This window comes from Brucella sp. HL-2 (genome assembly GCF_025846885.2).
In the GTDB taxonomy this organism is placed as follows: domain Bacteria; phylum Pseudomonadota; class Alphaproteobacteria; order Rhizobiales; family Rhizobiaceae; genus Brucella; species Brucella quorumnocens.
On sequence record NZ_JAOYTK010000034.1, the window covers coordinates 25,900 to 40,018 of the forward strand.

A 14,119-nucleotide genomic window follows, 5' to 3' on the forward strand; every position below is an offset into this window, starting at 1 on the left:
AGCTTGCCTCGCATTCACATTGCCGGATTTAACAGATCCGTTAAAGCGTTAAATATCGAACTTGCGCAAAATCGCAAACTGACCGTTATGCTTGACTGCTATCGATCAGCCATTCTTTTTGGTCGAGAAACAGGATTTTCCCTTGTTCATCTATGATGCACATTGCGCAGCCGCCAAGCGTGGCGAAATCAACCCCGACGGTATATGCAACGTTCTTCACCATGCTATCCAGCACTTGGGCCAATAGCGCGTCCTGTGAGCAGCTGCGCGAGCTCCTGTATGCTATCACCTCGGTTTTTGTCGGGATCGTTGGTATCGCGGAATGCATTGATTCCGATATGCTTGCCGACAAGTTCCTTGACGGTAAGTTTGTTCGCGAACTTGACTTCAACGGTTTCACCGATCTTTTCCCGACGCATTTTGGTTTTGCCGGTTGCCTCATCGACTACAGGAACCTTTTCAAAGAGCTCGCGTGTCTTGACGCCGACCACCAGGCCACCGCGTCTGAAATGAGCCGGCCACTCATGCACTGGCTTGAGCGTGTTGTTCTCCCGGTAATAGATCTCCGAGATATCAGCGTCCTTGTCCTTCAGCAGCTCGTTAAGCAGTGCATCTGCATCGTAACCGATCCGTTCCGAGCGTGACGCGAATTGCCGTTGAATTTCATCTTGGACGTTAACATTTGACAACAGGCGTGAAGCTTGTTGCCGTGCTGTCTTCTCGCTGTAACCCGCGCGAATTGCGGCTTGTGTTCCATTGCAATCAAGGCAGAACTCTTTAGCGAAGAGGCTTTGTTGATCGGTCAATACAGCTGATTTGTTCTGTTTCGCGCGGGTCATGCCTTAGCCTTAGCCCATTCCTAGAGCATCCATGTAGAGCTGCAGCATCGCTTCTTCTTCCTGCCGCTCATGATCCTCTTTTTTGCGGAGGCGGATGATTGTGCGAACGATCTTGCTATCAAAGCCCGATCCTTTCAGCTCTCCGTAGATTTCCTTGATATCGTCACCGACAGTTTTCTTTTCTTCCTCAAGCCGTTCAATTCGCTCTATGAAGGCGCGCAGCTGCCCGACTGCGATAACCGTTGCTGCCTCTTGCCCGACTTCCTTCTCGGTGAACATTTCCGTAGTGTCGGGATCCATTTTGCTTTCCGGAATGTTTTTGATCTTGGCGAGAACCGGATCTATTTGAAGCGTCATTTGCGGTTCTCCTTGGGCTCATAACCTGCGGGATAACGCGTCTGGCGCTGCAATTGCTGAACAGTCGACATTCGCTGAACACTCGTAGGGCCGTGGTTTTTCTGAAACCATTCCTTCCAAGCATCCCATTCGGGCGTATTGCGTTCGATAACGAAATATCCTTCGGGGCTAATGCTTGGGCCACCCACCAATCCCTCAAAAGCCTTTTCATCGATGTACGGGATCATCAACGCTGCTCGTTTGCTGCGATCACAGAGCCGTAAGAAACTCTCCGCATGTTGGACGGCAGCATTCTGTTCATCTGAAGTCAGTTTCTTGAACCGAGACGCTGCGATAGCTTTCGTGTCTGGTAACAAACGTTCAGGCCAAAGGCTCCAAAGCTCATCGAACAAAGCTTCAGCTTCGGCCTTTCCTGCTCGACTATTGCGGCCCCAAGTGGTCCGTTCCTGAAGTTCAGGATTTCGCGGGGGTTTGGGGGATATATTTTTATTAAAATCATTTCTTATTATAGCGTCCGCATTTTCCGTATCTGGTTTTGCCGTATCCGGAATAACCGTATCCGGGTTTTCAGTATGCGGTAGAAAATCAACCGTATCCTGATTTTCAGTAAACGGTGTTTCTTGCTTTAAGCCTGTGTATTTATTAGAAGTACCTTTTGGTAACCGTCCCTGAAAACTAGTGTCGGTAGAAAGTGTTTTCCCCGCTGTTTCAATGCAGTCAAAAACGATATAATTGATCGAATTGAAGCGCCCGCCGGTGCGAGTATCTTCCGCGAGGATATAGCCGCGTTCCTTCAGCTCGCGCAAAAGCTTGTATGCTTTGTCACGGCCAATATTGCCCTGTAGCTGGATATCTCGAATGTTGACGGCCCATTGATCGGGCTTTGCCAACAGATAGATCAGCAAACCTCGCGCCTCAAAAGATATAGCGCTATCGTTCGCGATCTCATTGGGCACAGTGGTAAACTCCACCGTGCGCCGCCGTGTCACGATTGTCATTGAGAAACCTTCTCTTTCCACCAAGAGGTATGAGAAAAGCAGATTGTGGCCTGCGCTGTATTCCTTCTTTGCCGGGATGCATTAAAACGGGGTCGCGTTCACGGTGCGAAGTCCCATTGTTCAGCTGCCCGTTTACAGCATGACAAAGACGACTCGCCGCGAATCCCGATTCTCGCTTGAAGATATCAGCAAAAAGGCTTCGGCGCATACGTGTTAATAAGTCGGCAACCATAATTGGCTCCAACTCAGCTATTGATCACTGCGGGGTGGAGGTTCCTCTTTTACTGGATCCTCCGCTTGATCGCAGTTTCGTTGGTTTGAAGCCACTCCAACGTTTTTAGGATCGCACGCTTCGTTTCCGTACGATATTCGCCCTGGCTGTTTTGAGCTTGTCGTGAGCTCTCCAGTAGAATTGTGCGCATTTCCTGCACTTGAGCTGTCAGAGATCGCTTTGACACGCCGCCGCGGGGCTCCATTCGGGTTGTCGCGCATAAATGCGCGTAGTCTATCTACTGTACTCACAAGAACAGATCGGCCAGTTTCAAGCCGCTTAACAACCGCTGAATTGTTGACTGCCAGCTTCCCAAAATAGCTTTTTGAAAGCCCTGTCTTGCGCAAGTACGCGTATATCTCTTCTAAAAAAGTCATGATGTGTACTCCATAGACTACACTATAAGCCCCTATAAAAAAAGACAAGACAAAATATGTGCCGTCGCCTATAGTATAGGCCATGGTAGATATTTCGTGGAAACAGCGACTCGATATCGCTCTTGAAAAAAACAATATGACGCTTCGCTCCGCTTCAATTAAAGCGGGGCGCTCGAGCAGTTATTTGCACGGGATGATTTCTAAAGGGAAAGAACCCTCAGTAGCTGCTCTCAAGGATATTGCGGAGGCCTTAGGCGTCTCCGCAACATGGCTGGTATTTGGCGTTGATTTAAACGCTGATGCCGAAGAGCTGGTTACGCAGTTCTCAAAGCTTAGTGAGGATGAACAGCGGGCTGTGTTGACTTTAACGCGGTCGATGACTGAGAAGTCTTCTTAATTTTAGAACCAAGGCGGGCCTTAATGTCCGCCTTTATTTTTTGCATTTCCCCTACCCCGATTTTTGTAAGAGCGACAGCGAAGTCGCGAACGACACAGTTCTTTTCCATAGAAATCCGCCCCGGAACATTTAGAGAACAAAATAGCACATAGCAGCGTTGTTCCGAAAACGCTTTATTGCGCTTTTCAACACTTGTTTACCGTATACTCTATAGACTACACATTTCAGTTGCAAGTGTAGTCCATAGACTATACAAACCTCTCACAGAGTTTTTAGCACATGGTGAGGGGCCAATGTCGTATTATTTAGAATGCACACGCTGCGACAATCTGATTGTAAATCATGAGAAGTGTCCTTGCCCACAATGCGGCAAGCCAGCAACGGCACGTCTTGTAGCGGGTGCAGCACCAGCGAATACGCTTGTTCGTTTCGCTTCTGAGTACCCACAATCTACGCCATTTAACGTCGGTATCATTCAGGCTCATAGCGCGCGGCCAGCGCGTTTCTTGGCTGCAAGCCTCCTTTTGATCATCGCGATTTGCGCGGTCGGCATTGTCGGCAGCGAAAGCGAGGCCATGGAAGCCTGCCAACTTAACCACTCGTATGAGGTGTGTTTCTCATCGCTGAACCCGTAAGGGCAGCAAGCGCGAGGGATGGCGCTCTAATTTGCAAGTTTCGCATGGGATCCCCTCGCCATGCGGATCGCCGGTAGAGCCGCTCCGTCCGCCGCGTAACGGCTCTACCGGCAACTACCTTCATTCAAAAAGGGATAAGCCGGTTATCATGCACAGCGTCAATATCGACTTTAGTGACGGTGTGTCCACTGATGCATTTCCACCACTACCGGAAAACCAGAAATTTGATTTGATCGTCGCGGATCCTCCTTGGAAATATAAAAGCTATTCCGAGAAAGGCTATGATCGCGCGCCTGAGAAGCACTACAAGACGCAGCCGTTAAAATGGATTTGCGATCTCCCGATCAAAAAACTTGCCGCAAAAAATGCTCACCTAATGTTGTGGATAAATGGCCCTTCGCTTGTGGCGGGCTATCATATCCCGGTGTTGAAAGCGTGGGGCTTCAAGCCGTCGTCAATGGCGTTCGTCTGGCTGAAGACGAAAAAGGGATCAAGTAACCCGCGAATGTTTGCGCCCGCTGTTACAGAGCTCGATTTTGTGATGGGCCTTGGCAAGACGACACGCCAGAACGCTGAATATGTCATTCTTGGTCGCCGTGGGAGCCCGCGGCGCGATAGCCGATCTATCCACCAGCTGATTATTGAGCCTCGCCGCGAACACAGCCGAAAACCTGAACAATTTTACAAGAGCGCGGCTGAATACGTCGGCCCAGAGGCCAATAAGCTCGAGCTATTTACACGCACCCCCCGCGACGGTTGGACCATTTGGGGCAATGAAGCCCACAAATACCAGCGTGCGGGTGGTTAGATCCGGAGATCCGCATGCCGGAAGCACAAGACATTCTCGATCTCTACACCCTGAAGGAAGCGAGCCGCGTATTCTTCAAGGGTAACATCACTGAACACACCCTGCGCGCTGCGGTTAATCGCAACGAACTGCGCGTGAGCCGCATTGGCCGCGTGGATTTTGTCACGCGCACACATTTAGAGGCGTTCGTCACTCTATGCCTAGAAAAGCCAAGCCGCCGCGACTTTACCAAATCCCTAAGACCGGAGATTGGGTTATCCGAGACGGACGCATCATGCGACGGACTGGATGCAGTGCTGCAGAGCGCGAGCAAGCTGAAATCGCGCTCGCCAAATACCTCGGGCAAAAGTACCAGGCTAAAACCAGCGAGAAGAACGCAAGCCTAATTGCGCTTTCCGACGTTCTCCTTGTCTACTCGACAGAGCATTGTACTACGCTGACCGCGCCGCAATCGACGGGCTACGCGATCTCGACACTGGCCCGATGGTGGTCACGCAAGCGAATAGCGGAAATCAACAAGAACAGTTGCCGCGAGTATCTGGCCCATCGTGTCAAAACCGTAAAGCCGGGTACTGTGCGGCGGGAGCTGGCGGTGCTGAATGCTGCCGTGCAGTATTGGCATGAAACGTATGGCCCTTTGAACGCTGTGCCTATCGTGACTCTGCCACCGGCTGCAAATCCACGCGAACGCTGGCTGACCAGATCGGAAGCCGCTCGACTTCTTGGCGCAGCTCTTGGCTTCTATCGTACCAGCGATGGCAAAGTGAAACGTGCTCCGAACCGTATCAACCGCCATCTGGCCCGCATGATCCTCATCGGCCTTTACACCGGATCTCGCCGCGGCGTTCTATTGTCTGTTGGTTGGGACAGATCCTGCGGAGCTGGCTTTATCGACTTTGAGCGTGGAGTAATGCACCGACGCGCAGATGACGCAGTTGAAACAAAGAAGCGCAAGCCGCCAGTGAAGCTTGGCCGGAAATTACTCGCTCACCTTCGCCGCTGGCATCGCAATGACATGCAAGCCCTCGCGGATCTGAGTAAGGCGACCGGCGGCAGGCCAGTGCGTGCGTTCCGTACCATTGTTTCCCTTGATGGTCACACCCTCACTTCGATCCGGACAGCGTGGGAATCCGCGCGAGATCTCGCCGGGCTCGACAGGAAGGTGACGCCGCACACCCTTCGTCATACCCGAGCAACATGGATGATGCGCAACGGTGTTGATCGTTGGGAGGCCGCGGGCGCCCTCGGCATGACCGTGAAGACGCTCGAGGACGTGTACGGCCACCATCATTCCGATTTCCAAGCCAACGCAGCAGAGGTATAGCCATGACGGCAGAAAACCAGCTCGACTTACCTATCTACACGCCAAGCGGCAAATATTTATTCACCTGTGAGGGCCTGACAGTAAACCCGCACTTTCTTCCGGGCGAAGCTCTAGCCTTTGACGCGCCGCTGCAAGGCACGCAGATCAGCCTCTACGGACTTCACAAGAGAATACAGATTAACGTTGCTTTCCTGCCCACGTCTCCACATCAAGCGTTTGGCATCGTACAGGACGCTGTTTTTGCGCAAGAACTGCTGACCTCGTTCCAGATCATTGAAGATCCAGAGATGATCGAATGCGTAAGAAAGCGATATGGTTCACCAACAACCGGCTTTCGTTTTCGGGTAACGAGCCGATGACGTCCGCAAATGAAAACCAGCCGCCAAAGCAGATGATTTTTGCAACATGCGCCTTTGACACATCGGAAGCCTTGCACGGCATTACACGCAGCGGGCCTGTCTCGGGCGAGCTGATCGACGTGGCTTATGCGCTGTGCAATTCGGTTTACGATCTATGCAAGCGCGAGGCGGGCGACGAGGTGCGAGAGACAATGGTTATGACCGTCGCCATCGTTGGCCTGCCCGCGCCTGATGTTGCTATTTCCGGCATGGTGTCCGGATCAGCCGATAAACCCGTTCAGCTCATGTGGAGCCTCCGTGAAAAACTCAATGCGGACCTTCTGGAAGAGAACGCGCGCCTAGCTGAAACGGCAGAGTGCGGAAATGTTCGTTGAAGTGCCTGCCCGCCCTGTTTTTAACGTAGAGATCTTTGTGCAGGTCGACGGTATCCGTCGGAGTGATCGCTTTGAACTTCAGGTCGCAGGCCCAGACGATATTGTTGAGGATCTGCGACTTAAGATTGATCGGCAGATGGACGCGGCTATGACGCGCGCTTTTGCCATGCCAGAGCAAGACTGCGTCGGGATATGTAGTCTATCGCATACAGTTACAGGCGCGAGATTTTTCATGTTCTTCCGCGTCACACCGTTGAACCGTGCGGATCTTATGCACCAATACATGCGCGAATTGACCGATCAAATGGGCGCATTTCTGTGCGGAGATAGTGCATTTAATCAAAGATTTAGCGGCACCTCTCATTAACGTTTGTTTTCGCTGGCGTTTCTGGCACCAGCGATCCCCACACACTCCATTGGTTATATTGTGCTTCCCTATCGAATTAGCTTGAAATGTAGTCTAAAGACTATATAAAGGACGTGTAAGCACCGAAACGGTTGCGAACAAATCGTGTGCAAAGCGAAGGGGAGTTACGAGAGCCAAGCACATACCAAATCGGCGGATCCTGTTAATAAATGGAGCCGTCGAAATGGCAGAAATAGAATCTTTCCCGCGCGTCAAAATTGGGAGCCCTTCTGATTTTAACGCGCAGGTCGAAGGCAAGCACCGGCTGATAGCGACAAACAAAAAGAACAGCCTGCAATCATATTTTTTGGGTGATTTTGATCACGTCGAAGATGCGCGAGTTTTTGCGCAGGGATACGTGCATCCAGATTTTACCCTGACCTTAACCGGGCGCGACGAAGTGATCTTTTATCGGTTCGCCACGCCTTCCGAGCATGAGCCTTTCAAAACGACAAGCGCGTTTAGGTTCACAAGAACAACAAGTGTGACAACGCTATGCGGGCAAAAGGGACGGACCAGTTTCGACCGTCGAGGAAAGTATTAAAATTGACCAGCCACCCTACTCTGTTGTGGCCGGTTGGTGTGCCTCGTTCCAAGATCCAAGAAACACCCCGCACGTTCTTCCGTGTCATCGAAGCCCAACGCGCGGTCTGCGGATCTATTCTTGATTTCGGGGATAAGGTCGGCAAGCGCGCGGAAAACATCACCGTCACGCTGGATTATCCAGTCGCTAACGATGGTGACATGGCCGTCGCGGTCTACTTCGATCTCGCTGATCGATCGTTCTGCCTGACGTGCGACCGCTTCGCTTCTCAATCCGGAAATTTGAACGCAATCGCACAGCTCATGACCGAGCTGACACGCGCTCTCAACTTCACAACACGGCATACCGCGCTCGAGCTCTTGACGGGCTTTGTGACGCCGCGCCCTGCTCTACAGGAGAAATCATGAAGGCTTCGATCAAACGCTTTCTCAAGCGCCTGCAGCGTCTATTGCCTGCCTGGATATGGCGGCAGGCAACGGAAGCATCGCCGTATGCAATCAATATTATGGGCTGCATCGTGTTTGTCGTTTCGCTTATTGTCAGCGGTCCATTCCTTAAGCTTTTCTTTCTTGTGATCGCTTTCCTGCTTTGGGCTGGATCTATTGATCTGATCAGCGCCCGAGCAGAACGGAATCTGGTCAAGCAGATGCTGAAGGATCTCGGCGCGCAGGATCGGGACCGCTTTGCGCGCGACCACGTTGAAGGCGCATACAAGGATTTCGGCTAATGCGGAAAATCTACCTTTCCGGCCCGATGACCGGCATTCCAGAGAACAACCACCCACTGTTTCACAAGGTGGCAGCGGAACTGCGTGAAAATGGAGATTTCGTTTTCAGCCCTGCGGAATACGCAGAAGAGCGCGGCGTGTCATTCGATCTCCGTGCGGCGTTCGCGGATTACTGCCAATTCATCTGCAAAGAGGCTGACGCTTTGATTGTTTTGCCCGGTTGGCAAAATTCGTTTGGCGCTCGCGCTGAGGTTCATCTGGCCCGAAATTTCCCAATCCAGTTATTTGAGTGGGATTTTATCAAGGCAGGCTTTGCAGGCTTGCCACCTTATCGGGTGCCCACAACGCCCGCTTAAATCCGCTTCGCGCCGGTGGAAGGCGCGTTCCGTTAATCAGTGACACATCAAGGAACACACATATGGACGACATATTCTGTCATGCTGAACCCCGCATATCCGAAATGCTGGTCGGGGCTGATTTCTCAAACATCACAACCTGCCCTCGCTGCAAAGGTACAGCCATCGAGAACTACGATGAAGTGGTCGAGTGCGGCAGTGTCAACGCGTATTGGAATCTGCGTTGCATCGAGTGCGACCACACTGAAGGCGATTTTCGCGATTTCGGTGGCAATGATTGGGAAACCTATCCGGACGCTGATTTTGAAGAGGTCTATGCGATATGACCTTACCAGCGTTTTGCCCGATTGCCATTAATTCACCAGCCGCGAAGCCTGAAATTGCCAGCGGTGCGATGCTCACGGTTATCGTTTTGCTTCGCGTTTCGACTGGCCGCGAAGTGATGGTCCCGGCCTACTATCTGAACGCCTATCCGTTAATGATGGATGATGGCTGCGATGATTGCCATCAAGATCATCAAGATGAAGGTTGCCCTTGCACCGGCTGGTATCAGCAAATCTACCACCCTGATTATGACGATGCTTATGCGCCGCTGCGTGGTGAGGTTTTAGCCTGGTCAAGATTACCTGAGCTCGACGTGGTGAAGGCGTTGGTTCTGAACGCAGCGGGGAAACCTGCATGTTGATAGGTCCGCAACTTCATCGCCGCCACCAGATCCCGTTTCATGATCGAGTCCGCGAACGCCGCGTTCGGCTGAATAAGCTTATAGCCATTTTCAAGCTTTACGGCTTTGCGAGTGGGAATGATCTGGCCCACGCCTTGAACATTTCAAAGAAGACGCTGCGCGAGGATATCATTTCTTTGCGCGATGCCGGGCACATTATCAAAAGTGGCCGTGGCTGTGGCTACTTATACAAAGGCGGCTCTACAGGCGAGATCAAGCCGTACCGTGCCCCTGAACCCCGCAATTTCAAAGCAGAAGCGGACAAAAGACGGCAGCGTATCGCAGATTTCATTGAGAAAAGCCGCGTAACGACTGCACAGCATCTCGCCGCATCATTCCACAAAACACCCCGCACAATCTACCGCGACATTGCAGCACTTAAGTCTGCTGGCGTCCCAATCGTGGGCGAATCCTATCGCGGCTATTCAATCGAAGGGAACGCACGATGACCGCTGAAAACCAGAACCTACATGACATGCTCGTTGCTGAAGTCGCGAAACAGACCTCACAAGAGGCCGTGCGCGCGCTCGTTGAAAAGAACATCGCTGAAATAATCAAACGCAGTGTGGATCAGGCCTTCCAGTGGGGCAGCGTCAAGAAATCTATCGAAAAATCTATTGAGGACGCGCTTGAGATCAAAGAGCCAATCAATATCCCTTCATACAGCAATATGATGTTGGGGCTGTTGCGCGGGATGATCGATGAACGCCTGTCAGATCTGATCAATGAACGCCTTGCTAATGATATGGAAGAATTGCTCGGCTTGGGAACGAAAGAGCTGACGCTATCAGGCCTTGTCAAGCAGATCACGGACAAAGCAGACCAAGAGGAACGCCGCGGAGAAAGCATTACCTGCATAGTCAATGAAAGCGACTATAACGCCGGATGCTATCACATTTACATAGATGCCAAGGAAGATAGGCGGAATTTTGAGTGCGAACTCAATTTTTATGCGACAGCTGAAGGCAAGATTAGCTCTCTATCTGTAGATGGGAAAGACGCGAAAACACGAATCCATGTCGGTTATATGGAAGGTTGGAAAAAGCAGGTTTTCGCCCTCTTTATCACCGGCGGCAAATTTGTGGTCGATAATACCGATCCTTGCACCGCAATTGGCGATTGGTGATCGGTATGCAGGCACACCCGATCATCATAGATTCCTTTGCAGGCGGCGGTGGCGCAAGCACCGGGATTGAAATGGCCCTTGGTCGATCTCCCGACATTGCAATCAACCATGACGCATCAGCTTTGGCGCTTCACGAAGCGAACCATCCCAACACGCTGCATCTATCTCAGAACGTCTACAAGATAGATCCGTTGGACTATTTGCGGCGAGCTCATGTTGGGCTGGCGTGGTTTAGCCCTGACTGCAAGCATTTCTCGAAAGCAAAAGGCGGCAAGCCGGTTGAACGCAACATTCGGGATCTGGCGTGGATTATACCGGGCTGGATCGAGCGTATTCAAAAGAGCGGCGGCAGAGTCGATGTAGCTATCCTCGAGAACGTGGAAGAGTTCCGCGATTGGGGTCCGCTAATGGATACGCCTGAAGGCCAGAGGCCAGATCCGGAGCGCAAGGGCGAGGATTGGCAGCGTTGGTGCCGGAAACTGAAACGGCTTGGCGCGAAAATCGAATGGCGCGAGATCCGTGCATGTGACTATGGCGCACCCACAATACGGAAGCGCTTATTTGTCATCATGCGGTTTGATGGCAAGCCGATTGTTTGGCCAACGCCTACACATGCGCCGCTGCATATCAGCAGTGACGGTATAGTGACCAAGTGGGCGAAGGGACACGGACTCTCGCTTAAAGACCTGCGTAACATGCAGCCCTATAAGGTTGCTGCCGACATTATTGATTGGTCGCAGCCCTGCCCTTCCATTTTCGACACGGCAGCACAGATTAAGCAGGAGCACGGCTTGCGGGCACAGCGCCCGCTTGCCCCTAATTCACTGGCGCGCGTGGCGCGTGGAATGAAACGCTATGTGCTCGATACTGAGCGCCCGTTCCTCGTCAATCTCACGCATGGCGGGAGGCTCGAGGATCTAGACCAGCCATTGAAGACTGTCACCGGCGCGCATCGGGGCGAGAAGGCTTTACTATCTCCATCGATCGTCAAGTTTAACACCGGCGCGACCGGCCACGATATGCGTGAGCCACTTGCGACCGTTACGGCAAATAGCTTTGTAAAACGTCCCGGCGGCGCTGCACCTCTCGGTTTGATTGCGCCTGTTTTGACCGCTGCACAACACGGTGGATCTAATCGGCCCGCAACATCGCCTTTGAATACCGTTACCGCCAGCCGGAAAGATCAGAATAGCCTTATGACGGCTTTCGTTGCCCGGCAGTTCGGCACGTCAACGGGGCACGGTATAATCGAGCCTACTCATACGGTAATGCCTGACGGACAAGGCAAGTCGCAGCTGATTGCCGCCTTTTTGGCGCAGCACAATACCGATACTAAGCGTGTCGGCGGTGTGCATCCGGGGCGTTCTGTGGAAACTCCGATTTCAACTGTTACGCAAACAGGAAGTCATCAGAATGTGGTCGCCCCTTGCCTCGTCAAATACTACGGGGCGGTACAAGATCAATCGGTAGAAGAACCGCTTCACACTATTACAGCCAAGCCGCGGTTCGGACACCTGCAAGGCTCACTCAGTGTTCCGCCCTTTACTGAAGCCCAAGCCGACCGCGCACGGCAAGTTGCCGACTTCATGCGTTCCTACGGGTTTTGGGATGATCGAGAGTTTGTGACGCTCGAGATTAATGGCAACACGTATGTCGTGGTCGATATCGGCATGCGCATGCTTACGCCGCGCGAGCTGTACCTCGCTCAAGGTTTCCCGGCTGATTACCAGATCGAGAGAGGCGCTGCCGGGCAATCGTTCTCTAAATCGGTGCAGATCTCATGTTGCGGCAACAGTGTGTCGCCGCCGGTGGCGTGCGCCCTCGTCTCAGCAAACTGTGGGCAGCTAATCGAACAGAAGGAAGCGGCATAATGTTGTTTCGTCCGGATCTACCTAAGCTCGCAATTTCCGTCCGCCAGCCATGGGCTTTCGCTATCGTTCATCTGGAAAAGGATATCGAGAACCGAGAGTGGCAGCGCGACTTCCGTGGCCCCGTTGCCATCCATGCTTCAGGTTCTGTCGGAACGAAGGCCGACTATAGTGAGGCGAAAGATGATGTGTCGGCCATTCTGGCCACGCGGGCAGACAATCGGCTGCTCAAATGGCAAGAGGCATTAGACAATCAGGCCATACTTGCCCGCGGCGGGATTATAGGCACTGCGGAGATTGTGGGCTGTGTCGCTCAAAGTGAGAGCACTTGGTTTTTTGGCACATATGGCTTTGTGCTGAAGAACGCGCAGCCGGTCGATTTTATCCCGGTTAAAGGTGCGCTCGGTTTCTTTGATTGGCGCGAGAACCTTACCAGCGTCCCCCTCTAATCCGTTTCATGAATTGCGAGCGGGCAATGTCGCGCGTTCGCGTGTATCAGGAGTAAGCGTATGAAATTGTCAGTTCTCTACGGCGGCGCGGCATTGTCCGCTATCTGCTATCTGTCTTTGATGGGCGTCAGCAAGGCTGAACCTGTGCGCCTTTGCACCGGATCCGCATCAGCTGTTTATTACGATGCTGGTCAGAGCATCCGCCAGATGGCGGGCAGCGCCACGCCGGTAATGGTTGTCGAAACAACCGGCACAATCGACAACCTGAATGAAACACTGGAAACAGGCAATTGCAATGCGATGATCGGCCAGCCCGACGGCCCGGTCTATCTCGCACGCCAGTCACCAGCTGCGGTTAAGAAACTGCGCCAAGTTGCGGGGCTGCATCGCGAATACCTGCATGTTTTGTGCAACCGCAACAGCGGCGTGAAGGATCTGAAGGATCTCGCAGACACGAAAGGTAAGCTGGCGATTGGTGAACCTAATTCCGGTGCCTGGCTAATCTGGCAAAATCTGGTGAAGGTCGATAAGGAGCTCGAGAATATCCCTGTGAGCAATGAAGCCGGGATTATGGCTCTTTCCGCTGCATCTTCTGGCACGGACACGGTTTGCCTGCTTGTGCCGGCTGGTTTGAATACCGGCACACTGAAGGAAGCCGACGCGACCTTTGCAGATAGCCTGATGCTTGTAAGCGCGAAGGTTCGCAACTCGGATCAGGTTCTCGGGCTCGATGGTAAGCCGATCTACGCCTATCAGGACATACCGGCGGACACTTACCCGAATATTCAGTCTGGCGGCTGGTTCTCGTCGTCGGCCAAGAGCACGCTTTCTTGGAATGCCGGTGTTTACATCAACACGGAAGCGTTTACGGATCCGAAACAGCTTCAGACGTTCGTCACGGCTGTGAACCGTGCGGCCATCGGCATTAAGGCGGAATACGGCAAATGACGTTTTCTGTTTTCCTTGTGGCTTGCGGTGCCGTTGTCGGCTGGCAGGCCCGCAAGTACCGCGAGTTGCCGCAACGCATTCTCGCAAAGCTGTTTTTCTGGCGCAGGGGCAAATAGCCCCTCGCCTACCCTTCAGGAAATGACATGGCTAAGAGATATGGGCGCAATCAGCGCCGGAAGCATCGTGAGCAGATCGAAGTGCTCGAGAGCACATTAAGAGCGAAGGACGATGT

22 protein-coding genes are annotated in these 14,119 nt (G+C 52.6%); 18 read left to right on the forward strand and 4 right to left on the reverse strand.

All coding sequences use genetic code 11. From position 1 onward, the window contains the following. Positions 1 to 85 precede the first annotated feature (85 nt). From OIV19_RS21660 to OIV19_RS21675, 4 genes are all read right to left on the reverse strand, one after another. Positions 86 to 244, reverse strand: coding sequence for a hypothetical protein (locus OIV19_RS21660; RefSeq protein ID WP_264233786.1), 159 nt, complete (start codon positions 242 to 244; stop codon positions 86 to 88). Beyond that, the gene (locus OIV19_RS21665) at positions 225 to 839 is read right to left on the reverse strand and encodes a terminase small subunit (protein WP_264233788.1); all 615 of its coding nucleotides are present in this window, start codon (positions 837 to 839) and stop codon (positions 225 to 227) included. Before OIV19_RS21665 ends, OIV19_RS21660 begins: the two co-directional genes overlap by 20 nt. 9 nt (positions 840 to 848) lie before the next feature. Then, positions 849 to 1,118 (reverse strand): DUF2312 domain-containing protein, encoded by a 270-nt coding sequence (locus OIV19_RS21670; protein WP_264233827.1) that lies wholly within the window; start codon positions 1,116 to 1,118, stop codon positions 849 to 851. Between the two features lie 74 nt (positions 1,119 to 1,192). Further along, positions 1,193 to 2,194: a helix-turn-helix domain-containing protein gene (locus tag OIV19_RS21675; RefSeq protein ID WP_264233790.1), complete on the reverse strand. Its 1,002-nt coding sequence runs from the start codon at positions 2,192 to 2,194 to the stop codon at positions 1,193 to 1,195. A 730-nt stretch (positions 2,195 to 2,924) separates the two neighbouring features. On the opposite strand from OIV19_RS21675, the gene OIV19_RS21680 reads away from it, so the two are divergent. The 18 genes from OIV19_RS21680 to OIV19_RS21765 all read left to right on the forward strand — a co-directional run bounded on the left by OIV19_RS21680 (position 2,925) and on the right by OIV19_RS21765 (position 13,887). Continuing rightward, positions 2,925 to 3,239: a helix-turn-helix domain-containing protein gene (locus OIV19_RS21680; RefSeq protein WP_264233792.1), complete on the forward strand. Its 315-nt coding sequence runs from the start codon at positions 2,925 to 2,927 to the stop codon at positions 3,237 to 3,239. A 666-nt stretch (positions 3,240 to 3,905) separates the two neighbouring features. Further along, on the forward strand, positions 3,906 to 4,682 hold the full coding sequence (locus OIV19_RS21685; RefSeq protein WP_264233794.1) for an MT-A70 family methyltransferase: 777 nt from the start codon (positions 3,906 to 3,908) through the stop codon (positions 4,680 to 4,682). A gap of 14 nt (positions 4,683 to 4,696) precedes the next feature. Next, positions 4,697 to 5,068, forward strand: a complete 372-nt coding sequence (locus OIV19_RS21690) for a helix-turn-helix domain-containing protein (RefSeq protein WP_264233797.1) — start codon at positions 4,697 to 4,699, stop codon at positions 5,066 to 5,068. Beyond that, positions 4,957 to 6,006 carry a site-specific integrase gene (locus OIV19_RS21695; protein WP_264233799.1) on the forward strand — a complete coding sequence of 350 codons (1,050 nt, stop codon included), beginning with the start codon at positions 4,957 to 4,959 and terminating at the stop codon, positions 6,004 to 6,006. Before OIV19_RS21690 ends, OIV19_RS21695 begins: the two co-directional genes overlap by 112 nt. A gap of 2 nt (positions 6,007 to 6,008) precedes the next feature. Continuing rightward, a complete protein-coding gene (locus tag OIV19_RS21700; protein ID WP_264233801.1) occupies positions 6,009 to 6,365 on the forward strand; it encodes a hypothetical protein in 357 nt (118 codons plus the stop codon). Next, entirely contained in the window at positions 6,362 to 6,739 is a 378-nt protein-coding gene (locus tag OIV19_RS21705) for a hypothetical protein (protein ID WP_264233803.1), read from the forward strand. Before OIV19_RS21700 ends, OIV19_RS21705 begins: the two co-directional genes overlap by 4 nt. Beyond that, positions 6,729 to 7,106, forward strand: a complete 378-nt coding sequence (locus tag OIV19_RS21710) for a hypothetical protein (protein ID WP_264233805.1) — start codon at positions 6,729 to 6,731, stop codon at positions 7,104 to 7,106. The genes OIV19_RS21705 and OIV19_RS21710 overlap by 11 nt, the downstream gene beginning before the upstream one ends. 223 nt (positions 7,107 to 7,329) lie before the next feature. After that, positions 7,330 to 7,689 carry a hypothetical protein gene (locus OIV19_RS21715; RefSeq protein ID WP_264233807.1) on the forward strand — a complete coding sequence of 120 codons (360 nt, stop codon included), beginning with the start codon at positions 7,330 to 7,332 and terminating at the stop codon, positions 7,687 to 7,689. A gap of 2 nt (positions 7,690 to 7,691) precedes the next feature. Then, positions 7,692 to 8,096, forward strand: a complete 405-nt coding sequence (locus OIV19_RS21720; RefSeq protein WP_264233809.1) for a hypothetical protein — start codon at positions 7,692 to 7,694, stop codon at positions 8,094 to 8,096. Then, positions 8,093 to 8,416 carry a hypothetical protein gene (locus tag OIV19_RS21725; protein ID WP_264233811.1) on the forward strand — a complete coding sequence of 108 codons (324 nt, stop codon included), beginning with the start codon at positions 8,093 to 8,095 and terminating at the stop codon, positions 8,414 to 8,416. The genes OIV19_RS21720 and OIV19_RS21725 overlap by 4 nt, the downstream gene beginning before the upstream one ends. Continuing rightward, positions 8,416 to 8,772, forward strand: coding sequence for a DUF4406 domain-containing protein (locus OIV19_RS21730; protein ID WP_264233812.1), 357 nt, complete (start codon positions 8,416 to 8,418; stop codon positions 8,770 to 8,772). The genes OIV19_RS21725 and OIV19_RS21730 overlap by 1 nt, the downstream gene beginning before the upstream one ends. A 62-nt stretch (positions 8,773 to 8,834) precedes the next feature. Continuing rightward, complete coding sequence (locus OIV19_RS21735) at positions 8,835 to 9,098, forward strand: hypothetical protein (protein WP_264233814.1); 264 nt, start codon at positions 8,835 to 8,837, stop codon at positions 9,096 to 9,098. Beyond that, positions 9,095 to 9,457 (forward strand): hypothetical protein, encoded by a 363-nt coding sequence (locus OIV19_RS21740; RefSeq protein ID WP_264233815.1) that lies wholly within the window; start codon positions 9,095 to 9,097, stop codon positions 9,455 to 9,457. The genes OIV19_RS21735 and OIV19_RS21740 overlap by 4 nt, the downstream gene beginning before the upstream one ends. After that, the gene (locus OIV19_RS21745) at positions 9,451 to 9,945 is read left to right on the forward strand and encodes an HTH domain-containing protein (protein ID WP_264233817.1); all 495 of its coding nucleotides are present in this window, start codon (positions 9,451 to 9,453) and stop codon (positions 9,943 to 9,945) included. Before OIV19_RS21740 ends, OIV19_RS21745 begins: the two co-directional genes overlap by 7 nt. Continuing rightward, on the forward strand, positions 9,942 to 10,622 hold the full coding sequence (locus tag OIV19_RS21750; protein ID WP_264233819.1) for a hypothetical protein: 681 nt from the start codon (positions 9,942 to 9,944) through the stop codon (positions 10,620 to 10,622). Before OIV19_RS21745 ends, OIV19_RS21750 begins: the two co-directional genes overlap by 4 nt. Before the next feature lie 5 nt (positions 10,623 to 10,627). Continuing rightward, entirely contained in the window at positions 10,628 to 12,493 is a 1,866-nt protein-coding gene (locus OIV19_RS21755; RefSeq protein ID WP_264233820.1) for a DNA cytosine methyltransferase, read from the forward strand. Next, complete coding sequence (locus tag OIV19_RS21760) at positions 12,493 to 12,939, forward strand: ASCH domain-containing protein (RefSeq protein WP_264233822.1); 447 nt, start codon at positions 12,493 to 12,495, stop codon at positions 12,937 to 12,939. The genes OIV19_RS21755 and OIV19_RS21760 overlap by 1 nt, the downstream gene beginning before the upstream one ends. 60 nt (positions 12,940 to 12,999) lie before the next feature. Continuing rightward, positions 13,000 to 13,887 carry a TAXI family TRAP transporter solute-binding subunit gene (locus OIV19_RS21765; RefSeq protein ID WP_264233824.1) on the forward strand — a complete coding sequence of 296 codons (888 nt, stop codon included), beginning with the start codon at positions 13,000 to 13,002 and terminating at the stop codon, positions 13,885 to 13,887. The last annotated feature ends 232 nt before the right edge of the window (positions 13,888 to 14,119 follow it).

What these genes read in the sequence shown, in the direction of transcription:
- OIV19_RS21765 (WP_264233824.1), top strand. Translation starts at nt 13,000, where the DNA reads ATGAAATTGTCAGTTCTCTACGGCGGCGCGGCATTGTCCGCTATCTGC.
- OIV19_RS21725 (WP_264233811.1), top strand. Translation starts at nt 8,093, where the DNA reads ATGAAGGCTTCGATCAAACGCTTTCTCAAGCGCCTGCAGCGTCTATTG.
- OIV19_RS21705 (WP_264233803.1), top strand. Translation starts at nt 6,362, where the DNA reads ATGACGTCCGCAAATGAAAACCAGCCGCCAAAGCAGATGATTTTTGCA.
- OIV19_RS21710 (WP_264233805.1), top strand. Translation starts at nt 6,729, where the DNA reads ATGTTCGTTGAAGTGCCTGCCCGCCCTGTTTTTAACGTAGAGATCTTT.
- OIV19_RS21755 (WP_264233820.1), top strand. Translation starts at nt 10,628, where the DNA reads ATGCAGGCACACCCGATCATCATAGATTCCTTTGCAGGCGGCGGTGGC.
- OIV19_RS21665 (WP_264233788.1), bottom strand. Translation starts at nt 839, where the DNA reads ATGACCCGCGCGAAACAGAACAAATCAGCTGTATTGACCGATCAACAA.
- OIV19_RS21735 (WP_264233814.1), top strand. Translation starts at nt 8,835, where the DNA reads ATGGACGACATATTCTGTCATGCTGAACCCCGCATATCCGAAATGCTG.
- OIV19_RS21670 (WP_264233827.1), bottom strand. Translation starts at nt 1,118, where the DNA reads ATGTTCACCGAGAAGGAAGTCGGGCAAGAGGCAGCAACGGTTATCGCA.
- OIV19_RS21675 (WP_264233790.1), bottom strand. Translation starts at nt 2,194, where the DNA reads ATGACAATCGTGACACGGCGGCGCACGGTGGAGTTTACCACTGTGCCC.
- OIV19_RS21745 (WP_264233817.1), top strand. Translation starts at nt 9,451, where the DNA reads ATGTTGATAGGTCCGCAACTTCATCGCCGCCACCAGATCCCGTTTCAT.
- OIV19_RS21695 (WP_264233799.1), top strand. Translation starts at nt 4,957, where the DNA reads ATGCGACGGACTGGATGCAGTGCTGCAGAGCGCGAGCAAGCTGAAATC.
- OIV19_RS21750 (WP_264233819.1), top strand. Translation starts at nt 9,942, where the DNA reads ATGACCGCTGAAAACCAGAACCTACATGACATGCTCGTTGCTGAAGTC.
- OIV19_RS21700 (WP_264233801.1), top strand. Translation starts at nt 6,009, where the DNA reads ATGACGGCAGAAAACCAGCTCGACTTACCTATCTACACGCCAAGCGGC.
- OIV19_RS21715 (WP_264233807.1), top strand. Translation starts at nt 7,330, where the DNA reads ATGGCAGAAATAGAATCTTTCCCGCGCGTCAAAATTGGGAGCCCTTCT.
- OIV19_RS21680 (WP_264233792.1), top strand. Translation starts at nt 2,925, where the DNA reads ATGGTAGATATTTCGTGGAAACAGCGACTCGATATCGCTCTTGAAAAA.
- OIV19_RS21740 (WP_264233815.1), top strand. Translation starts at nt 9,095, where the DNA reads ATGACCTTACCAGCGTTTTGCCCGATTGCCATTAATTCACCAGCCGCG.
- OIV19_RS21730 (WP_264233812.1), top strand. Translation starts at nt 8,416, where the DNA reads ATGCGGAAAATCTACCTTTCCGGCCCGATGACCGGCATTCCAGAGAAC.
- OIV19_RS21690 (WP_264233797.1), top strand. Translation starts at nt 4,697, where the DNA reads ATGCCGGAAGCACAAGACATTCTCGATCTCTACACCCTGAAGGAAGCG.
- OIV19_RS21760 (WP_264233822.1), top strand. Translation starts at nt 12,493, where the DNA reads ATGTTGTTTCGTCCGGATCTACCTAAGCTCGCAATTTCCGTCCGCCAG.